Here is a 19440-nt window from a genome sequence, read left to right as displayed (position 1 = left end):
ACACGAACGCCGCCGCGCGGCACTGACCGCGCGGCGGCGTTCGCTTGCGCGCGCCACGACGGGCGCGACGCGATTCGGACGGCTCAGCCCAGGAAGTGGCGGGCGTAGCGCGCGTTGATGTCCGACAGGCGGAACAGCGTCAGGAAATCCGCGCAGTTGAAATCGGGATCCCAGGCCGGTGCGCCGCAAATCTTCGCGCCGAGACGCAGGTAGCCCTTGATCAGCGGCGGCGGTGCGACGACGGTGCCCGTCTGCAGTTCGTCGACCGGCAGTGCCGTGTGCGGGAACGCGCGATATTCGGGCGCCGTCAGCGACCCGGCCGACAGCGACTGGTACAGGTTCGCCGCGTAATGGCCGCCGTCGGCCATCGACACGCTCGCGCAGCCGAGCATCGTCTCGTAGCCATTCTGCATCATGTACGCGCCCAGACCGCCCCACAGCGCCATGATGACGGCGCCGCTGCGGTAGTCGCTATGCACGCACGAGCGGCCGACCTCGACCATCTTGCCGCGCAGGTGCGTGAGGCGCGACAGGTCGAATTCGCCTTCGGCGTACAGACGGCCGACACGCGCCGCCTGGTGCGGCGGCAGCACGCGGTACGTGCCGACAACCTTCAGCGTGTCGAGATCGCGAACCAGCAGGTGGTCGCAGTACGCGTCGAACGGATCGACGTCGAGACCGGAGGGGCCACTGACCTGCGCGCCCATCTCTTCGGCGAACACGCTATAGCGCAAGCGCTGGGCTTCCCGCAACTCGTCTTCCGTACGCGCCCATGCGGCGCGCAGGCGATACTCCGATGTGACGGTTTCACTGGCGCGCGGCAGGTGGCGCCGCGACGTGTCGAGGGGCAGCGAGGCAAAAGGGAGCGTAGGCGTCGGCAGTTCTCGCATTAGGCTTTCCTGGTCGTAAGGAATAAGGCGACATGCCCGCCAATGTAGTAATCGGCCGTGACCGTTATGTGGCACGACCGTGTCCTTTCAATGACGTGTCGCCGAAATGACTTTAGCAGAAAGCTTGCGAAACCGTATGATCAATCCCTTCAAACCAATTCAGCCGGGCTTCACACCAGTTCGGGCGTCAATACCGCCCGCAAAACGGCCTGCCGGCTGCCGTCGCGCGTGCGGCTTGCGAGCCACACAATTCCGCCCTTCCTGACGCTCCAGCTGTCGTCGCCGCCGGCGATCAGCTGCGCGGCGACGCTGCCGAGCGTCGGCTGGTGTCCGACGATCACGACCGTCGGTGCGATCCCCTCCGGCCAGCCGGCCGCCGCCAGCACGTCGTCGACGCTGCCGCCCGGGGCGAGCGCGTCGACGGTCCGGTACTGGTCGGTCAGCGCCTCGACCGTCTGCACGGTGCGGGCCGCCGGGCTCGCGAGGATCACGCTGTTCGTTTCGAGCCGGCCGCGCAGCCATTTGGCCATCGCCTGCGCGTCCTTGCGGCCACGGACGGTCAGCTGGCGCGCGAGATCGCTCGTCGCGTAGTCTTCGGCTTCGGCATGGCGCCACAGGATCAGGTTCATCATGATGTTCTCCTTGCTTCGGCGAGCGGCCGCGCGCCGATGCGCACGGGCCGGCCGATCATCCGGTGGATTGTCGCAAATTGCGGCCAAATCGCGGCCGGTTCGCCGCCGCGACATTTACCCGCAGACGGTGATTGACCGAATCGGATATGTACCGATATAATCTTTGGCTCGTCGGAGCGTAGCGCAGCCTGGTAGCGCATCTGATTTGGGATCAGAGGGTCGTAGGTTCGAATCCTATCGCTCCGACCAAGGAATCAAGGGGTTACGGTTAAACACCGTAGCCCCTTTTCCGTTTCTGGGCCCTGAACCACCCGCACGGATTCCCGGCTCGCGCACTTCAATTCATTGTAGGGATTCATTGGGGCGCCGACGCGACAACGCACGCGCCTCTGCCCGCAACCCGCGCGCGGCACTTTCGGGAACACGCGATAATGCGCGTGAACAACCCGCACCCGCGCATGAAAAACAACATTCTCAAGACCGCCCTCTGCGCGTCGCTGCTCGCGCTGGCGACCGCCGGCCACGCGTCGGCCAAGGCGCTCGACGATGCGCTCGACTGCCATTCGACCGGCCACAAGTTCGTCGCGCCGCTGCTCGCCGCCGGCGACATCCAGTCGGAGCCGATGCACGTCGAATCGAATTCCGTGAACGCGTTCCGCACGAACCGCTCGCTGACCGCATACGGTTTCGGCGTCTATGTCGTGCTGGGCTATCAGGCGAACGACCCGATCTTCCGCCCGGGCGACGGCACGCCGATTGGCGACTGGGCCTACGGCGTCGTGGTGCGCGGCACGAAGAGTTCGGTGGAAGAAGCCGTGCGCAAGGCCGGCAGCGACGCGACCGTCAAGCAGGCGTTCCCGTTCCTGACCGCGATCGTCTGCTCGTCGGATTGAGCGCGCCGTCAGGACGGCCGTGCGGCACGCCTGAGGGCGCCACCACCAACCCTCCCGTTCAACGGCCTCGTGGGCCCCGCAATCGGCCCGTTACGCGCCGGTATACACCACGCGATACGGGATACCGACCTTCTCCCACTCCGCCGCCTCCTGGCTGAGGCTGTAGTCGGTCAGCGGGTTTTGCTCGACCCATGCGCTCGGCAGACGCACTTCATACCCGCCCTTCTTCATCTGCGAAACGGAAATGTCGGGCAGCCCCGCATCGGTCCGGCGCCGGCACAGCAGCGCCGCGAGCCGCAGGCAGAACAGCAGCGGCCACTCGACCTCGCGCGCCTGCGACAGCTTGCCGAGCTTGCCTGCATGACCGAGCACGAGCGCGGCAAGCCGCGCCTGGTCGGTGCGCGAAAAACCCGGCATGTCCGCGTTGCTCGCGATATAGGCAGAATGCTTGTGATAAGCGCTGTGCGAGATCGACAGGCCGATCTCGTGCAATGCGGCCGCCCAGCCGATGAACATCCGCCCTTCCTCGCGCGCCTCGTCGTCTTCCTCGAGCTCGTCGTAGAAACGCCCCGCGAGCGCGCCGATCCGCTCGGCCTGCGCACGATCGACGCCGTAGCGGCGCGTGAAGCCCTCGACGGTTACGGCGCGCATGTCTTCGTGCTGCGTCCGGCCGAGCAGGTCGTATAGCACGCCGAGGCGCAGCGCGCCGTCGGTCGTATCGACATAGTCGACGCCGAGTTCCTCGAACACCGCGAGCATGATCGCGAGGCCGCCCGCGAGCACCGGCACGCGATCGGGCTTCAGCGCGATCAGCTTCAGCCGGTTGACGTTCTCCGACTTGATCAGCGCACGCTTCAGGCGCTCGAGGCCGCCGCGCGAAATGCCGTGCGTGATGCCCGGATCGTTGAAGCCGTTCGCCTCGACGAGTTCCGCGAGCGCACGCGCGGTGCCGGACGAACCGATCGCCTGGTCCCACCCCGCCTTCTTGTACTCGCTCGAAATGATCTGGATCTCGCGCTTGGCCGCGAGTTCGGCCTGCCGCATCGTGTATTCGTCGACGTTGCCGGCCGGAAAGAACGTGCGGCTGTGGCTCACGCAGCCGATATACAGACTCTCCATCACGATCGGCGTGTAGTGCGAGCCGATGATGAATTCGGTCGAGCCGCCGCCGATGTCGACGACGAGCCGCTTGCCGGCGCTCGCCGGCACCGAGTGCGCGGCGCCCGCATAAATCAGCCGCGCTTCTTCGCGGCCCGCGATCACTTCGATCGGGAACCCGAGTGCCGCTTCGGCCTCGCCGAGAAATTCGCCCGCGTTTTTCGCGACGCGCAGCGTATTGGTCGCCACCGCGCGCACGTGGTCGGGATGGAAATCGCGCAGGCGCTCGCCGAACCGCTTGAGCGCCTCCCAGCCACGCTCCTGCGACGCGCGATCGAGCATCTTGTCGCTCGACAGGCCCGCGGCCAGCCGAACGGGCTCGCGCAGCGCGTCGACGGGATAGATCTGGCTGCCCGCCGGCGTTTCCTCGACGCGGCCGACGATCAGCCGGAAGCTGTTCGAGCCGAGATCCACGGCAGCCAGCAAGTGGGGAGTTGTAACCATCAGAAGGGGGCTCCGTGCGCGTTCACCCGCGGCAGCCGGACCGGCAGCCCAGGGCGATCAATCAAAGGCGACATTTTAAGCGTGGAACGCTTGCCGTTGCCACGCTTCACGGGCATGCACACTGCTTGATTCCATATCGCCGAAACATTTATGAGACGAAAGGGTTACAGCGTAGAATTTGCCGATATAAAACCATTATTGTCATCAGCACGTCATCGTACCGTGAGAGTTTCCGAGCGTCCTTTCGAATCATCGCCTGAATCACCCCCTACTCTGCCGATGTCCGTCCGTTACCCGCTTCTCAATCGTGAACTCGGCATCCTCGGTTTCAACGAGCGCGTGCTGGCCCAAGCGGCCGATCCTCAAGTCCCGTTGCTCGAGCGCCTCCGCTTCATCTGCATCACCAGCAGCAACCTCGACGAATTCTTCGAAGTCCGCATGGCCGGCCTTCAGGAGCAGATCCGCGACAACCCCGGCGCGCTGACGCCCGACGGCATGTCGTTACAGCATGCTTACGACCTCGTCGTCGAACGCGCGCAGCGGCTCGTCCATCGACAGTACACGATGCTGCACGAAACCGTGCTGCCCGCGCTCGAACAGGAAGGCATCTACTTCCACGCGAGCGACACGTGGAACGACGAGCAGCTCGAATGGGCGCGGCACTACTTCCTCGACGAGCTGCTGCCCGTACTGACGCCGATCGGCCTCGATCCGGCCCACCCGTTCCCGCGCGTGCTGAACAAGAGCCTGAACTTCGTCGTCGAGCTCGAAGGCCGCGACGCGTTCGGCCGCCAGGCCGTGATGGGCATCGTGCAGGCGCCGCGCGCGCTGCCGCGCGTCGTGCGCATGCCGCATGCGCTGTCGGGTTTCGAGCACGGCTTCGTGCTGCTGAGCTCGTTCATGCAGCGCTTCGTCGGCGAACTCTTCCCGCAACTCGTCGTGAAGAGCTGCAACCAGTTCCGCATCACGCGCAACAGCGAGCTGTTCGTCGACGAAGACGAAATCACGAACCTGCGCGTCGCGCTGCAGGGCGAATTGCCCGCGCGCCACCTCGGCAACGCGGTGCGCCTCGAAGTGTCGGCCGACACGCCGCCGCATATCGTGCGGCGCCTGCTCGAGGAAAGCGAGCTCGGCGACAAGGACTGCTATCGCGTGGCCGGGTCCGTGAACCTCGTGCGGCTGATGCAGATTCCCGATCTCGTCGACCGCCCCGACCTGAAGTTCACGCCGTTCACCGCGTCGATTCCGGCCGCGGTCACGAACGCGCCGACGATGTTCGACGCGATCGACAACGGCGACGTCCTGCTGCACCACCCGTACGAGAGCTTCCAGCCCGTGCTCGAACTGCTGCAGCAGGCCGCGAAAGACCCGAGCGTCGTCGCGATCAAGCAGACGATCTACCGCACCGGCACCGACTCGCCGCTGATGGACGCGCTGATGGAAGCCGCGCGCAACGGCAAGGAAGTGACCGTCGTCGTCGAGCTGCTCGCGCGCTTCGACGAGGAAACCAACATCAACTGGGCGTCGCAGCTCGAAGCCGTCGGCGCGCATGTCGTGTACGGCGTGGTCGGCCACAAGTGCCACGCGAAGATGATGCTGATCGTGCGGCGCGTCGTGCAGGCCGGCAAGGCGTCGCTGCGCCGCTACGTGCACCTCGGCACCGGCAACTACCATCCGCGCACCGCACGCCTCTACACCGACTTCGGGCTGATGACGGCCGACCAGAAGATCTGCGAGGACGTCCATCACGTGTTCCAGCAACTGACGGGGATCGGCGGCGAGCTCACGCTGCACGAGCTGTGGCAGTCGCCGTTCACGCTGCATCCGCGCATCATCGACGCGATCCGCGTGGAGATCGACAATGCGCGCGCCGGCAAGCGCGCGCGCGTCGTCGCGAAGATGAACGCGCTGCTGGAGCCGTCGGTGATCGCCGCGCTGTACGAAGCGTCGCAGGCCGGCGTCAAGGTCGACCTGATCGTGCGCGGCGTCTGCGCGCTGAAGCCCGGCGTGCCGGGGCTGTCGGAAAACATCACGGTGCGCTCGATCGTCGGCCGTTTCCTCGAGCACCACCGGATCTACTACTTCCACGCGGGCGGCGCAGAGGACGTCTATCTGTCGAGCGCCGACTGGATGGACCGCAACCTGTTCCGCCGCGTCGAAGTCGCATTCCCGATCCGCGAGCGCAAGCTCAAGCGGCGCGTGATCGCCGAAGGGCTGTCGGTGTGCCTCGGCGACAACCAGTCGGCGTGGCAGATGCACAGCGACGGGCACTACCGCCGCCGCCGCGCCGGCAAGACGATCCGCAACGCGCAACTCGGGCTGCTCGCGAAGTTCTGTTCGTAATGCGGCCGCGGCGCGCCGGTCGCGCGCCGCACGGTCATCGAAAAAAAAGCGCAGCCCGCGGGCTGCGCTTTTTTTGTTGACCGGACATGCCGCTACGCAATCATGCTTCGTAAGCCGCCGGCCGGATCGCGATGATGCGCGAACCCGGGAACCGCGCGGTGAACGTACTGCCGCGTCCTTCCTCGCTCTGCACGTACAGATGCGCGTCGTGCCGCTGCAGCACGTGCTTGACGATCGCGAGCCCGAGGCCCGTGCCGCCCGTATCGCGCGAGCGGCTGCGATCGACACGGTAGAAGCGCTCGGTGAGCCGCGGCAGGTCGGCGGCCGGAATCCCGAAGCCGCTGTCCGTGACGGAAAACACGCCCTGCGCGCCCTCGCGCCGCCACGTGACGACGATCTTGCCGCCGTCCGGCGTATAACGGATCGCGTTCGTGACGAGATTCGCGAACGCGCTGAACAACTCCGTCTGCGCACCCGTGACGCCGAGCGTCTCGTCGATCGAGAACGCGATGTCGTGATGCCCGTTCGACAGCGTCTGCGCGTCCTCCTTCAGATGATCGAACACGGCGCGCATGTCGATCGCGCGATCGAGCGGCGGCTTGCTCTCGCCTTCCAGCTTCGCGAGCACCAGCAGGTCGGTCACGATGTGCCGCATCCGCGACGCCTGCTGCTCCATCATGTCGAGATAGCGCGCGCGGTCTTCCTCGTTCAGCGGCAGTTCGCGCATCGTCTCGAGGAAGCCCGACAGCACGGTGAGCGGTGTCTTCAGCTCGTGCGACACGTTCGCGACGAAGTCGCGCCGCATCGCGTCGGTCCGCTCGAGCTCGGTGATGTCCTGCGTGAGCAGCAGCTTGCGGTTCTCGCCGTACGGGAACACCTGCACGGCCAGCACGTTCTGTCGCGAATCGCCCATGCCGCGCATCAAGAGCGTCTCGTCGTAATGCTGCGCATTCAGGTAGCGGACGAAATCGGGATGGCGCACCAGGTTCGTGATGTGCTGGCGCAGGTCGCGCTTCGCATCGAGGCCGAAATGAACCTCGGCGATCGCGTTGCACCACTCGATCTGGTCGTGGTCGTCGAGCATCGCGACGCCGTTCGGCGACGCCTGGATCGCCTGGATGAAGCGCGAATGCTGCTGTTCGACCTGCCGCACCTGCGCATGCCACTGCTTCGCGAGCTTGTGCAGGCGATAGTAGATCTCGCCCCAGATGCCCGGCGCACTCGGCACTTCGCCGTAGACCGGCGCGTCGAGCAGGCGCCACAGACGCTGCGTATGGAAGGTGCTGAAAAAGCCCTGCGCGATCAGCATCACGACCACGAACACGAGGCCCGCGGTCGGGCCGGCGAAGACGCCGACCAATACGCCGATCAGCACGAGCAGCACGAGCGACACCAGAAAGCGCGCCCAGATGATGTTCATGATTCAGCGTCCGAAAGAATGAACGGCATGCCGCGGCACACGGCATGTCCGGATACGTTACGCGTGCTTGGCGAGCCGGTAGCCGCTGCCGCGCACGGTCTCGATCATCGCATCGCAACCGGCCGGTTTCAAGGCCGCGCGCAATCGTTTGATGTGCACGTCGACGGTACGCTCCTCGACGAACACGTGGTCGCCCCACACCTGGTCGAGCAGCTGCGTGCGGCTGTGCACGCGTTCCGGATGCGTCATGAAGAAATGCAGCAGGCGGAACTCGGTCGGACCGAGATCGAGCTTGATCTCGCTGCCGTCGCCGTGCGCGGCGACGCGATGCGTGGCCGGGTCGAGACGCAGGCCGTTGATCGACACGACGTCCTCGGTCAGCTGCGGCGCGCGGCGGCGCAGCACGGCCTTGATCCGCGCCATCAGCTCCTTCGGCGAGAACGGCTTCGTCACGTAGTCGTCCGCGCCGATTTCGAGGCCGAGCACCTTGTCCTGCTCGTCGCCGCGAGCAGTCAGCATGATGATCGGAATGTGTTTGGTCCGTTCGTTGTTGCGCAGGTCGCGCGCGAACGCGATACCGGACTTGCCCGGCAGCATCCAGTCGAGCAGCACGAGATCGGGCAGCACATCGCTGATCAGGTTCTGCGCCTGTTCGGCGTTGTACGCACGGATCGGGCAGTGACCGGCGTGCTGGAGATTCACCGAGATCAGTTCGGAAATCGCGGGCTCATCTTCAACGACGAGAATGTTGCTGGGCATCGGCACCTCTTTTTTTCCTGTGCTGGGTCGTGTTAACTGTTGGCTTCACGGTCGAGCGTGTCGCGCGGCTGGTGCCGCACGTCCGTGCCCTTCACGATGTAGATGATGAATTCGGCGATGTTCTTCGCGTGGTCGCCGATCCGCTCGATCGCCTTCGCGATGAACAGGTACTCGAGACCGACCGAGATCGTGCGCGGATCTTCCTGCATGTACGACACGAGCTTGCGCACGAACGCGCGAAATTCGAGGTCGATCTCCTTGTCGTCCTTGACGATCTGCGCGGCCGCGACCGTGTCGAGGCGTGCAAACGCGTCGAGCGCGCGGCGCAGGATCGTCACGGCCATCTCGCCCGACACCTTGATCTCGGCGATGTTGACCGTGCGCGCGGCCGGCTCGTCGACCAGGCGGCGCACGCGCTTCGCGATCTTCTCGGCTTCGTCGCCGGCGCGCTCGAGGTTCGTAATCGTTTTCGAAATCGACATCAAAAGGCGCAGGTCACGCGCAGCAGGCTGCCTCCGCGCGATGATGTTGCCGCACTCCTGGTCGATGTCGACTTCCATCGTATTCAGGATCTCTTCGTTCGCGATCACCTTCTCGGCGGCATCGCGGTCGAATTCGTTCAGCGCGTGCATCGCGCCGACGATCTGCGACTCGACGAGCCCGCCCATTTCCAGCACCTTCGACGACACGGCATTCAGGTCCGCGTCGAACTGGCTCGACAGATGTTTATCCGACATGGCTGTTGTTCTCCGTCATCAGCCGAAGCGGCCGGTGATGTAGTCTTCCGTTTCCTTGCGTACCGGCTTGATGAAGATCTTTTCGGTTTCGCCGAACTCGATCAGCTCGCCCAGGTACATGTAGGCCGTGTAATCCGAGCAGCGTGCGGCCTGCTGCATGTTGTGCGTGACGATCACGACCGTGTAGTCGCTCTTCAGCTCCGCGATCAGCTCTTCGATGCGGCCCGTCGAGATCGGGTCGAGTGCCGAGCACGGCTCGTCGAGCAGCAACACTTCCGGACGGATTGCAATGCCGCGCGCGATGCACAGACGCTGTTGCTGGCCGCCCGACAGGCCGTAGCCGCTCTGGCCCAGCTTGTCCTTCACTTCGTTCCACAGCGCGGCCTTCGTGAGCGCCCACTCGACGCGATCGTCCATTTCCGAACGCGTGAGCTTTTCGAACATCTTCACGCCGAACGCGATGTTGTCGTAGATCGACATCGGGAACGGGGTCGGCTTCTGGAACACCATGCCGATGCGCGCGCGCAGCAGCGAGATGTCGCGCTTCGTCGTCAGCAGGTTCTCGCCGTCCATCAGGATTTCGCCTTCGGCGCGCTGCTCCGGATAGAGCGCGAACATCTTGTTGAACGTGCGCAGCAGCGTCGACTTGCCGCAACCCGACGGACCGATGAACGCGGTCACCTTGCCGTCCGGAATGCGCAGGTTGATGTTCTTCAGCGCATGGAACTTGTTGTAGAAGAAGTTGAGGTTGTTGACCTCGATCTTCGCGTTCAGCGGCGCGAGCGGGCGATCGTTCGCCGCGTCATGCGTGCCGGCGGGCGCAGCGGTGCGCTCGACGGGATTCAGGTGGCTCTCTGCCATATTCATCGGATTGCTCCGCCGTTACTTTTTCGAGAAGATCGAGCGCGCCAGGACGTTGAGTCCGAGCACCCCGAGCGTAATCAGGAACACGCCCGCCCATGCGAGCGACTGCCATTCTGCGAACGGGCTCATCGCGAACTTGTAGATCGTGACGGGCAGGTTCGCCATCGGCTGGCTCATGTCCCACGAGAAGAACTGGTTCGACAGGGCCGTGAACAGCAGCGGCGCCGTTTCGCCGGCAATCCGTGCGACCGCGAGCAGCACGCCCGTCACGATCCCGCCGACCGATGCGCGCAGCGTAATCTTCAGCACCATGCGCCACTTCGGCGTACCGAGCGCGAAGGCCGCTTCGCGCAGCGCGTTCGGCACGAGCTTCAGCATGTTCTCGGTCGTGCGGATCACGATCGGAATCTGCAGCAGCGCGAGCGCGATCACGCCGGCCCAGCCCGAGAAGCGCCCCGACTTCGCGACGACGATCGCGTACACGAACAGGCCGATGACGATCGACGGCGCCGACAGCAGGATGTCGTTGATGAAGCGGATCGTGCTTGCCAGCAGGTTCTTCTGGCCGTATTCGGCGAGATAGACGCCCGCGAGGATGCCGATCGGCGTGCCGACCAGCGTGCCGAAACCGCACAGCAGCAGGCTGCCGACGATCGCGTTCGCGAGACCGCCGCCTTCCGTGTTCGGTGCCGGCGTCGATTCGGTGAACAGCTGCAGCGACAGGCCGCCGATACCGAGGTGGATCGTCGTGTAGAGAATCCACACGAGCCACAGCAGGCCGAATGCCATCGCACCGAGCGCCGCCGCGAGCGCGATCGCGTTGACGGCCTTGCGCTTGCGCTGCAGGCGGTTGCGCATCGCTTCGAGCACGGCGCCGTCGGCCCCCGGGAAATTCATGATGGGCTCGCTCATTTCTTGCCCTCTCCCTTCTCGAGACGAAGCAACAGCAGTTTGGAGATGGACAGCACGATGAACGTGATCACGAACAGGATCAGGCCCAGTTCCATCAGCGCGGACGTATGCAGGCCCGGTTGCGCTTCGGCGAATTCGTTCGCGAGCGCCGACGTGATGCTGTTGCCCGGCGCGAACAGCGACACGCTGTCGAGCAGGTTCGTGTTGCCGATCACGAAGGTCACGGCCATCGTCTCGCCGAGCGCGCGGCCGAGGCCGAGCATCACGCCGCCGATCACGCCGGTCTTCGTATAGGGCAGCACGACCTTCCACATCACTTCCCAGGTCGTGCAGCCGATCCCGTACGCCGATTCCTTCAGCAGCACGGGCGTGACCTCGAACACGTCGCGCATCACCGACGCGATGTAAGGGATGATCATGATCGCGAGGATCACGCCGGCCGCGAGGATGCCGATGCCGATCGGCGGGCCGGACGTGAGCGGACCGAGCACCCAGACGTCCTTGAACAGGCGGCCGAGCGGCTTCTGGAAGTATTCGGCGAAGATCGGCGCGAACACGAGCAGGCCCCACATGCCGTACACGATCGACGGAATCGCGGCGAGCAGCTCGATCGCGATGCCGAGCGGACGGCGCAGCCAGACGGGCGACAATTCGGTGAGGAACAGAGCGATGCCGAAGCTGACCGGCACAGCGATGACGAGCGCAATGACCGACGTCACGATCGTGCCGTAGATCGGCACGAGTGCGCCGTAGACGTCCGAGTTGGGATCCCACTCGGATTGCCACAGGAAGCCGAGGCCGAACTTCTGGATGGTCGGCATCGACGCAATGATCAGGGAAACGATGATCCCGCCCAGCAGCAGCAGGGTCACGATCGCGGCGAGCCGAGCGAGGCCGCCGAACAGGACATCCCCGAGACGGCTCGGCGCGTGCTGCGCACCGTCGGGCGATCGGGAGGACGTGTAGGAAATATCAGACATGGGTGCCTGCTTTTGATTGCCGGGCGCCATAACGCCCGGCTTTACCGCACACACTGCCCGACCGGCACGGCCGGGCAGCGAACCGCTGCATTGCTTACTCGGCGGCGACCGGCTTGCCCGAAGCGTCCGTCACCTTCGCCTTCCACTGCTTGCGGATTTCCGTCTCGACAGCCGACGGCAGCGAGATGTAATCGAGGCTGTCAGCAGCCTTCTCGCCATTCTTGAACGCCCAGCTGAAGAACTTCAGCGTTTCGGCGCCCTGCTCCGGCTTTTCCTGCTTCGCGTGCAGCAGCACGAACGTCGCGCCGACGACCGGCCATGCTTCCTTGCCCGGCTGGTTCGTCAGGATCTGGTAGAACGACTTCGACCAGTTCGCGCCTGCAGCAGCGGCCTTGAACGTTTCCGTCTTCGGCTCGACCACCGTGCCCGTCGAGTTCTTCAGGGCCGTGTAGACCATGTTGTTCTTCTTCGCGTACGCCCATTCGACGTAGCCGATCGCGCCCGGCAGGCGCTGCACGAAGGCTGCGACGCCGTCGTTGCCCTTGCCGCCCGTGCCCGTCGGCCAGTTGACCGTCGTGCCTTCGCCGATCTTCGACTTCCACTCGTCGTTGACCTTCGACAGGTAGTTCGTCCAGATGAAGCTCGTGCCCGAACCGTCAGCGCGGCGAACCACGGCGATGTCCGTATCCGGCAGCTTGACCTTCGGGTTCAGCGCGGCGATCGCCGGGTCGTTCCACTTCTTGATCTTGCCGAGGTAGATGTCGCCGAGCACCGGGCCCGACAGCGTCAGTTCGCCGGCCTTCAGGCCCGGCACGTTGACGACCGGCACCACGCCGCCGACCACCGTCGGGAACTGGAACAGGCCTTCCTTCGCGAGCTCGTCATCCTTCAGCGGAGCGTCCGAACCGGCAAAATCGACCGTCTTCGCGACGATCTGCTTCAGGCCGCCCGACGAGCCGATACCTTGGTAGTTGACCTTCGAACCGCCGGACTGCTGGTAGTCGGCAGCCCATTTCGTATAGATCGGCATCGCGAACGTGCTGCCTGCGCCCGTGATGTCGGCAGCGTGGGCGGCGACGGCGAAAAGCGCGCCAGCCAGGCCGGCAATCGCGGTTTGCATCAATTTCATGAGACCTCCAGTGTGTGAGCGGATGACTACGGCACCGCGAAGGTTAGGGGCTGCTCATGACGGTAATGTGACAATCGATGAAACTGGCGTGACAGTAACATGACTGGTTGAAAGGGAGTAGCGGGCGCTGCGCGGGCGCTGTCTGGACGGCGCCGAAGCGGCAATGGCGGCAAGAATTGCCTGCCCGGGAAGGACGTCGCGGGCACCCGTTTCGCGGGTGCGCCGGCGGATCGTAGCGCAGCGTCGGCAGCGCGGGAAGCCCCCGCCGGCAGCGGCCGGAGATTCGGGGTCGGAGGATTTATCTGGTCGAACGAATGCGTGCGTGGAAACGCACTTCTATTAATATCGCAAACCTTTGCGTCTGACGAAATGACGGCGCCTCGAGGGCGCCGCTTGCCGTCTCGCGAGATGCCGGTGCGCGGGCGGCAACCCCACCTCGCACCGGCAACCTGCTTCAGGTTGTCGCAGCGCGCACCGCGTCCGCGATCGTCTCTGCGTGGCGCACCGCATCGGCGGCCTGCTGCGCTTCGACCATCACGCGCAGCACGGGCTCCGTGCCCGAGGCGCGGATCAGCACGCGGCCGCTGCCGGCGAGCGCGGCTTCGGCTGCATCGATCGCCGCGCGAATCGATGCGCTGCCCTTCCAGTCGGCGCCCGGCTTCATCCGCACGTTGATCAGCTTCTGCGGGAACAGCGTGACGCCGTCGAGCATCTGCGCGAGCGTGCGGCCGCTGCGCTTCAGCGCGGCCAGCACGAGCAGCGCCGACACGATGCCGTCGCCGGTCGAGTGCCGGTCGAGCGACAGGATGTGCCCCGACCCTTCCGCGCCGAGCTGCCAGCCGTGCTCGCGCAACTGCTCGAGCACGTAGCGGTCGCCGACCGCCGCACGGACGAACTTCACGCCCTCGCGCTGCAGCGCGACTTCGACGGCGAGGTTCGTCATCAGCGTGCCGACCGCGCCGTCGACCTTGCCGTCGGTCGCGATCCGGTCCTTCACCAGCACGTAGAGCAGCTCGTCGCCGTTGTACAGGCGCCCTGCCGCGTCGACGACCTGCAGGCGGTCCGCATCGCCGTCGAGCGCAATGCCGAGATCGGCGTGGTTCGCGCGCACCGCACGCACCAGCGCGTCCGGCGCGGTCGCCCCGACGCCGTCGTTGATGTTGAAGCCGTTCGGCGCGACGCCGATCGGGATGACATCCGCGCCGAGTTCGTGGAACACGTGCGGCGCGATCTGGTACGCGGCGCCGTGCGCGCAATCGATCACGAGCTTCAGCCCGCGCAGGTCGAACGCGGCCGGGAACGTGCTCTTGCAGAACTCGATGTAGCGGCCGGCTGCGTCGTCGAGGCGGCGCGCCTTGCCGAGACCGTCGGACGACGCGCATTCGAGCGGCTTGTCGAGCCACGCTTCGATCGCGGCTTCGGTGTCGTCGGGCAGTTTGTTGCCGTCAGCCGAGAAAAACTTGATTCCGTTGTCGTGATACGGGTTGTGCGACGCGCTGATCACGACGCCGGCCGACAGGCGCAGCGCGCGCGTCAGATAGGCGACGCCCGGCGTCGGCATCGGGCCGGCCAGCATCACGTCGACGCCGGCCGCCGAGAACCCGGCCTCGAGTGCGGCTTCGAGCATGTAGCCCGACACCCGCGTGTCCTTGCCGATCAGCACGGTCGGACGCGAGCCTGCCGCGACGTCGGCCGAGCCGGCCAGTACCTTGCCGGCCGCATAGCCGAGGCGCAATACGAAATCCGGCGTGATGGGCGCGTCGCCCACCGTGCCGCGAATGCCGTCCGTGCCGAAATATCGACGTCCCATGGGGTCCTTCCTCCTTCGTTTTCTGACTTATCGTTGCCGCGCGGCTTCGCGCACGGCATTCCAGACTTTCAGTGCATCGACCGTCGCCGCGACGTCGTGCACGCGCACGATCGCGGCGCCACGCGCGACCGCGCACAATGCGGCCGCGATACTCGCCGCGACGCGCTCCAGCGGCGGCTTGCCGCCAATCACCGCGCCGAGCATCGACTTGCGCGACATGCCCGCGAGTATCGGATACGCGCGCCCGTCGGGCCGCGCAGGCGCCGTGTCCGGCAACGCGGCCAGCAGCGCATAGTTGTCGTCGACCACTGCCTTGCCGAACCCGAAGCCGGGATCGACGCAGATCCGCTCCGCCGCCACCCCTGCATCGCGCAGCGCCTGCGCGCGCTCGGCGAGAAAGTCGCGCACGTCGGTCACGACGTCGCCGTAGTCGGGTTCGCCGATCTGCATCGTCTGCGGCTCGCCGAGCATGTGCATCGCGCACAGCCCGCTGTTGCCGTCGCGCACGGCGTCGATCGCGCCCGGCTGGCGGAACCCCCAGATGTCGTTGATCAGGTCCGCGCCGGCGGCCAGCGCCGCGCGCATCACGGCCGGCTTGTAGGTGTCGATCGACAGCGGCACGTTCAGCGGTCGCAGCGCCTCGACGAGCGGGATCACGCGCGCGAGCTCCTCGTCGAGCGGCACGGGCGGCGCGCCGGGGCGCGTCGATTCACCGCCGATGTCGAGGAGGTCCGCACCTTCGGCAATCATCCGCTCGGCCTGGCGCAACGCATCGTCGCGCGCAAGGAAGCGGCCGCCGTCGGAAAACGAATCGGGCGTAGCGTTGAGAATGCCCATCACGAGCGGGCGTTCGAACGTCAGCTCGAAGCGGCCGCACTGGAGTGGCGCGGGAATGGACGGGGACACTGCGGAATCGGACACGAGCGACTGGCGTGGATGAATGCAAAACGGGCCGGTGTGAAGCCACACCAGCCCGTGAACGGTGCTAAAGCGGAGGGATTACGCCGCCGGCGAAGCCGGCGCCGGCGCGTTGCCGGGCTTGACCTCGGCGCTGCTGCCACCGCCCGACGAATCGCCGCCAACAGCCGGCGAACTCTTCGGCGAGCGCGGCGGACGGCCTTCCATGATGTCGTTGATCTGATCGGCGTCGATCGTTTCCCACTCCATCAGCGCAGCCGTCATCGCTTCGACCTTGTCGCGGTTTTCGTCCAGCAGGCGCCGCGCAAGGCTGTACTGTTCGTCGAGCACGCGGCGGATTTCCGAGTCGACCTTCTGCTGCGTCGCTTCCGAAATCGTGCGCGTGAAACCACGGCCGAACGGCGATGCGTCGTTCTCGTCGTCGACGTAGACCATCGGCCCGAGTGCATCGGTCATGCCGAACCGGGCGACCATCGCACGCGCCGTCTGCGTTGCCTTGTTGAAGTCGTCCGACGCGCCGGTGCTGACGAGGTTCATGAACAGCTCTTCCGCCACGCGGCCACCGAACAGGATCGCGAGGCGATCCATCAGGTAGTCCTTCGAGTACGTCTCGTTGTCATGCTCCGGCAGCTGCCACGTGACGCCCAGCGCACGGCCGCGCGGAATGATCGTGACCTTGTGCACCGGGTCGGCCTTCGGCAGCAGCTTCGCGATCACCGCGTGGCCCGACTCGTGATAGGCGGTTGCGCGCTTCGCTTCCTCGCGGATCACGGCCGACTTGCGTTCCGGACCCATGAAGATCTTGTCCTTCGCGTCCTCGAAATCCTGCATCTCGACGATGCGCTTGCCACGGCGTGCGGCGAACAGCGCTGCCTCGTTCACGAGGTTCGCGAGATCGGCGCCCGAGAAGCCCGGCGTACCGCGTGCGATGACTGCGGCATCGACGTCGTTCGAGATCGGCACCTTGCGCAGGTGCACGCGCATGATCTGCTCGCGGCCGCGGATGTCCGGCAGGCCGACATAGACCTGGCGGTCGAAACGGCCCGGACGCAGCAGCGCCTTGTCGAGCACGTCGGAACGGTTGGTCGCGGCGATCACGATCACGCCCGAGTTCGCCTCGAAGCCGTCCATTTCGACGAGCATCTGGTTCAGCGTCTGTTCGCGTTCGTCGTTGCCGCCGCCCATGCCGGCGCCGCGATGACGGCCGACCGCGTCGATTTCGTCGATGAACACGATGCACGGTGCATGCTTCTTCGCCTGCTCGAACATGTCGCGCACGCGGGCCGCGCCGACGCCGACGAACATTTCGACGAAGTCCGAACCCGAGATGCTGAAGAACGGCACCTTCGCTTCACCCGCGATCGCGCGGGCCAGCAGCGTCTTGCCGGTACCCGGAGGACCGACGAGCAGCACGCCGCGCGGAATGCGACCGCCCAGCTTCTGGAATTTCTGCGGATCGCGCAGGAAGTCGACGAGCTCGGACACTTCTTCTTTCGCTTCGTCGCAGCCCGCGACGTCGGAGAAGTTCACCGCGTTGTTGTTCTCGTCGATCAGCCGCGCACGCGATTTCCCGAACGAGAATGCGCCGCCTTTGCCGCCCCCCTGCATCTGCCTCATCATGTAGAACCAGAACACGATGATCAGGATCGTCGGCCCGAGGTAGTACAGCGCGGACATCAGCGCGTTCGGCTCGTCGTCGGCCTTGCCGCTGACTTGCACGCCGTACTTCATCAGATCGCCAACCATCCAGATGTCGCCGGGCGACACGATCTGGTATTTCTGGCCATCAGCCGGAGTGACGGTGAGGTTACGCCCCTGAACGATGACGTTCTTGACCTTGCCGCTCTTGGCGTCGTCCATGAACTGCGAATAGGACACGCCTTCCTGGACGCGGGGCTTGTCGAACTGCTTGAACACCGTAAACAGCACCAGTGCGATCACCAGCCACACCGCTGCCTTCGAAAACATATTGTTGTTCAAAGCACCACTCCTTCACTCGTAGACGAGCGCCTACATTTTCCTTGCGGCGCCCCTCGGTCATTCTAATCCAGTCCGACCACCCTCGCCATAAGCATTGACAACCGGCGCGATAGCGCTTCGCTTGTCTGGCAAGGGCCGGAGCCCGTTTGCGGCATCGTGCCCCGCATCAACGCGGATGCTTCAGCTGCCGACCCAAAATGAACGTTTCGGACGATTTGTCGCGGGATGCCTTGGGCTTGCGCGGCGCGACAACCTTAAACTGCTGCTTGAACTTCTCGACGATCTGGCTGTAGCCGCTGCCGTGAAAGCATTTCACGAGCAGCGCACCGTCCGGCTTCAGATGGTTCTGCGCGAATTCGAGCGCCAGATCGCAGAGATGCTCGATGCGCGCCGCGTCTGCCGAGGCCACGCCGGAGAGGTTGGGGGCCATGTCGGAAATAACAAGGTCCACCTCGCGCCCTTCGAGCACTTCCTCGAGTTGCTGGAGGACGTCGTCCTCGCGGAAGTCGCCCTGGAGGAAGTGAACGTCGGCGATCGGCTCCATCGGCAGGATGTCGAGCGCCACGATCGTGCCGTCGATGCCGCCTTCGCGCTCCGCGTCACGCTTCTTGCCCTGCGCGAGCTTGTTGCGGGCATACTGGCTCCAGCTGCCCGGCGTGGCGCCAAGGTCGACGATCACCTGGCCCGGACGGATCAGCTTGTCCTGTTCGTCGATTTCCTTCAGCTTGTACGCGGCACGCGCGCGATAGCCCTCCCGCTGCGCCATTTTGACGTACGGGTCGTTGATGTGGTCGTGCAGCCAGTGCTGGTTGAAGCGGTTTTTTGCCATTCGAGAGAGAGATTGCTGCCAATTGCTTCGTGAAGCCGCGCTTTTAGCGGATAATACGCGTCTTCTTCGCGCGGCTGCGGCCCCTTTTCGGGCCCAAGCCGCGATTTTACGTGGTTTCGGCGCACGGCTGACGCGGTAACTTCCCGCAATCTCCATTCAGTCAGCGCGCCCTTATTTAGATTTCGACATTTCCATGCCCGCCCTTTCGCTTTCTCCCGCCGAGCGCTCCGCGCTGCGCTCCCAGGCCCATGCGCTCAAGCCCGTCGTGCTGATCGGCGCCGAAGGGCTGACCGACGCCGTGCTGAAGGAAATCAAGGTGCACCTCAATGCGCACCAGCTGATCAAGATCCGCGTGTTCGGCGACGAACGCGACGAACGCATCGCGATCTACGACGAGATCTGCGACCGCCTGAGCGCGGCGCCGATCCAGCACATCGGCAAGCTGCTGGTGATCTGGAAGCCGGAAGCCGCCGCAGCGGCCCCGGCCCGCGGCCGTCGTGCCGGCACGCTGCCGAGCGCGGCCGAAGCCGTCGACGACAAGAAAGGCCGCGCACCGCGCACGGTCAAGGTCGTCAAGGTGTCGCCGAACGCAAGCCCCGTGCGCCGCCCGAAGCCGACGAAGGTCGTCGTGCGCGGCAACGAGCGCGTGACGGCAGGCGGCACCGTGAAGCGTGCAAAAAAGCGCCAGGCCAGCACCAAGCGTCCGTTCCAGGACAAGTAATCACGCATGCGGCACGGGGCA

General features: G+C 65.3%; 17 protein-coding genes and 1 tRNA gene. 4 read left to right on the top strand and 14 right to left on the bottom strand.

Translation table 11 applies throughout. The features are described 5' to 3' along the window. Window positions 1-83: 83 nt before the first annotated feature. Window positions 84-890, bottom strand: coding sequence for a GNAT family N-acetyltransferase (locus tag OHZ10_RS06610; RefSeq protein ID WP_034206968.1), 807 nt, complete (start codon window positions 888-890; stop codon window positions 84-86). Window positions 891-1060: 170 nt separating this feature from the next. Beyond that, window positions 1061-1522, bottom strand: coding sequence for a phosphohistidine phosphatase SixA (gene sixA, locus OHZ10_RS06605; RefSeq protein WP_174992063.1), 462 nt, complete (start codon window positions 1520-1522; stop codon window positions 1061-1063). A gap of 172 nt (window positions 1523-1694) precedes the next feature. Between sixA and OHZ10_RS06600 the strand changes: the two genes are divergently transcribed. Both OHZ10_RS06600 and OHZ10_RS06595 read left to right on the top strand, forming a co-directional pair. After that, window positions 1695-1771 (top strand) — tRNA-Pro (locus tag OHZ10_RS06600). Between the two features lie 209 nt (window positions 1772-1980). Next, window positions 1981-2415: a hypothetical protein gene (locus tag OHZ10_RS06595; protein WP_059236827.1), complete on the top strand. Its 435-nt coding sequence runs from the start codon at window positions 1981-1983 to the stop codon at window positions 2413-2415. Between the two features lie 90 nt (window positions 2416-2505). Here OHZ10_RS06595 and ppx read toward each other — a convergent pair whose 3' ends face one another. After that, on the bottom strand, window positions 2506-4017 hold the full coding sequence (gene ppx / locus OHZ10_RS06590) for an exopolyphosphatase (protein WP_059234999.1): 1512 nt from the start codon (window positions 4015-4017) through the stop codon (window positions 2506-2508). Between the two features lie 279 nt (window positions 4018-4296). Here ppx and ppk1 point away from each other — a divergent pair, with 279 nt between their 5' ends. Beyond that, window positions 4297-6360: a polyphosphate kinase 1 gene (gene ppk1, locus OHZ10_RS06585; RefSeq protein ID WP_059235001.1), complete on the top strand. Its 2064-nt coding sequence runs from the start codon at window positions 4297-4299 to the stop codon at window positions 6358-6360. A 100-nt stretch (window positions 6361-6460) separates the two neighbouring features. On the opposite strand, the gene phoR is transcribed toward ppk1, so the two are convergent. The 11 genes from phoR to OHZ10_RS06530 form a co-directional block, all read right to left on the bottom strand. After that, window positions 6461-7780 (bottom strand): phosphate regulon sensor histidine kinase PhoR, encoded by a 1320-nt coding sequence (phoR, locus tag OHZ10_RS06580; RefSeq protein WP_059235003.1) that lies wholly within the window; start codon window positions 7778-7780, stop codon window positions 6461-6463. A 57-nt stretch (window positions 7781-7837) separates the two neighbouring features. Continuing rightward, complete coding sequence (gene phoB, locus OHZ10_RS06575) at window positions 7838-8539, bottom strand: phosphate regulon transcriptional regulator PhoB (RefSeq protein ID WP_006750313.1); 702 nt, start codon at window positions 8537-8539, stop codon at window positions 7838-7840. Window positions 8540-8571: 32 nt separating this feature from the next. Beyond that, entirely contained in the window at window positions 8572-9276 is a 705-nt protein-coding gene (gene phoU, locus OHZ10_RS06570; RefSeq protein WP_059235005.1) for a phosphate signaling complex protein PhoU, read from the bottom strand. Window positions 9277-9294: 18 nt separating this feature from the next. Next, window positions 9295-10143 (bottom strand): phosphate ABC transporter ATP-binding protein PstB, encoded by an 849-nt coding sequence (gene pstB, locus OHZ10_RS06565; protein WP_034186662.1) that lies wholly within the window; start codon window positions 10141-10143, stop codon window positions 9295-9297. Between the two features lie 15 nt (window positions 10144-10158). After that, window positions 10159-11052, bottom strand: a complete 894-nt coding sequence (pstA, locus tag OHZ10_RS06560; RefSeq protein WP_059235007.1) for a phosphate ABC transporter permease PstA — start codon at window positions 11050-11052, stop codon at window positions 10159-10161. Further along, on the bottom strand, window positions 11049-12032 hold the full coding sequence (pstC, locus tag OHZ10_RS06555; RefSeq protein WP_059235009.1) for a phosphate ABC transporter permease PstC: 984 nt from the start codon (window positions 12030-12032) through the stop codon (window positions 11049-11051). The genes pstA and pstC overlap by 4 nt, the downstream gene beginning before the upstream one ends. A gap of 94 nt (window positions 12033-12126) precedes the next feature. Continuing rightward, entirely contained in the window at window positions 12127-13161 is a 1035-nt protein-coding gene (gene pstS / locus OHZ10_RS06550; protein ID WP_256085780.1) for a phosphate ABC transporter substrate-binding protein PstS, read from the bottom strand. A 454-nt stretch (window positions 13162-13615) separates the two neighbouring features. Beyond that, a complete protein-coding gene (glmM, locus tag OHZ10_RS06545; protein ID WP_059235014.1) occupies window positions 13616-14971 on the bottom strand; it encodes a phosphoglucosamine mutase in 1356 nt (451 codons plus the stop codon). 27 nt (window positions 14972-14998) lie between these two features. Beyond that, complete coding sequence (gene folP, locus OHZ10_RS06540) at window positions 14999-15940, bottom strand: dihydropteroate synthase (protein WP_059235016.1); 942 nt, start codon at window positions 15938-15940, stop codon at window positions 14999-15001. Window positions 15941-15970: 30 nt separating this feature from the next. Then, window positions 15971-17869, bottom strand: coding sequence for an ATP-dependent zinc metalloprotease FtsH (gene ftsH / locus OHZ10_RS06535; protein WP_059235018.1), 1899 nt, complete (start codon window positions 17867-17869; stop codon window positions 15971-15973). Between the two features lie 166 nt (window positions 17870-18035). Continuing rightward, the gene (locus OHZ10_RS06530) at window positions 18036-18698 is read right to left on the bottom strand and encodes an RlmE family RNA methyltransferase (RefSeq protein ID WP_059235021.1); all 663 of its coding nucleotides are present in this window, start codon (window positions 18696-18698) and stop codon (window positions 18036-18038) included. Between the two features lie 193 nt (window positions 18699-18891). On the opposite strand from OHZ10_RS06530, the gene OHZ10_RS06525 reads away from it, so the two are divergent. Continuing rightward, window positions 18892-19419, top strand: a complete 528-nt coding sequence (locus OHZ10_RS06525; protein ID WP_059235023.1) for a YhbY family RNA-binding protein — start codon at window positions 18892-18894, stop codon at window positions 19417-19419. Window positions 19420-19440 lie beyond the last annotated feature (21 nt).

The sequence above is a fragment of the Burkholderia arboris genome (assembly GCF_038723655.1).
Taxonomy (GTDB): Bacteria; Pseudomonadota; Gammaproteobacteria; order Burkholderiales; family Burkholderiaceae; genus Burkholderia; species Burkholderia arboris.
This window is presented reverse-complemented; position numbering and strand designations above follow the sequence as displayed.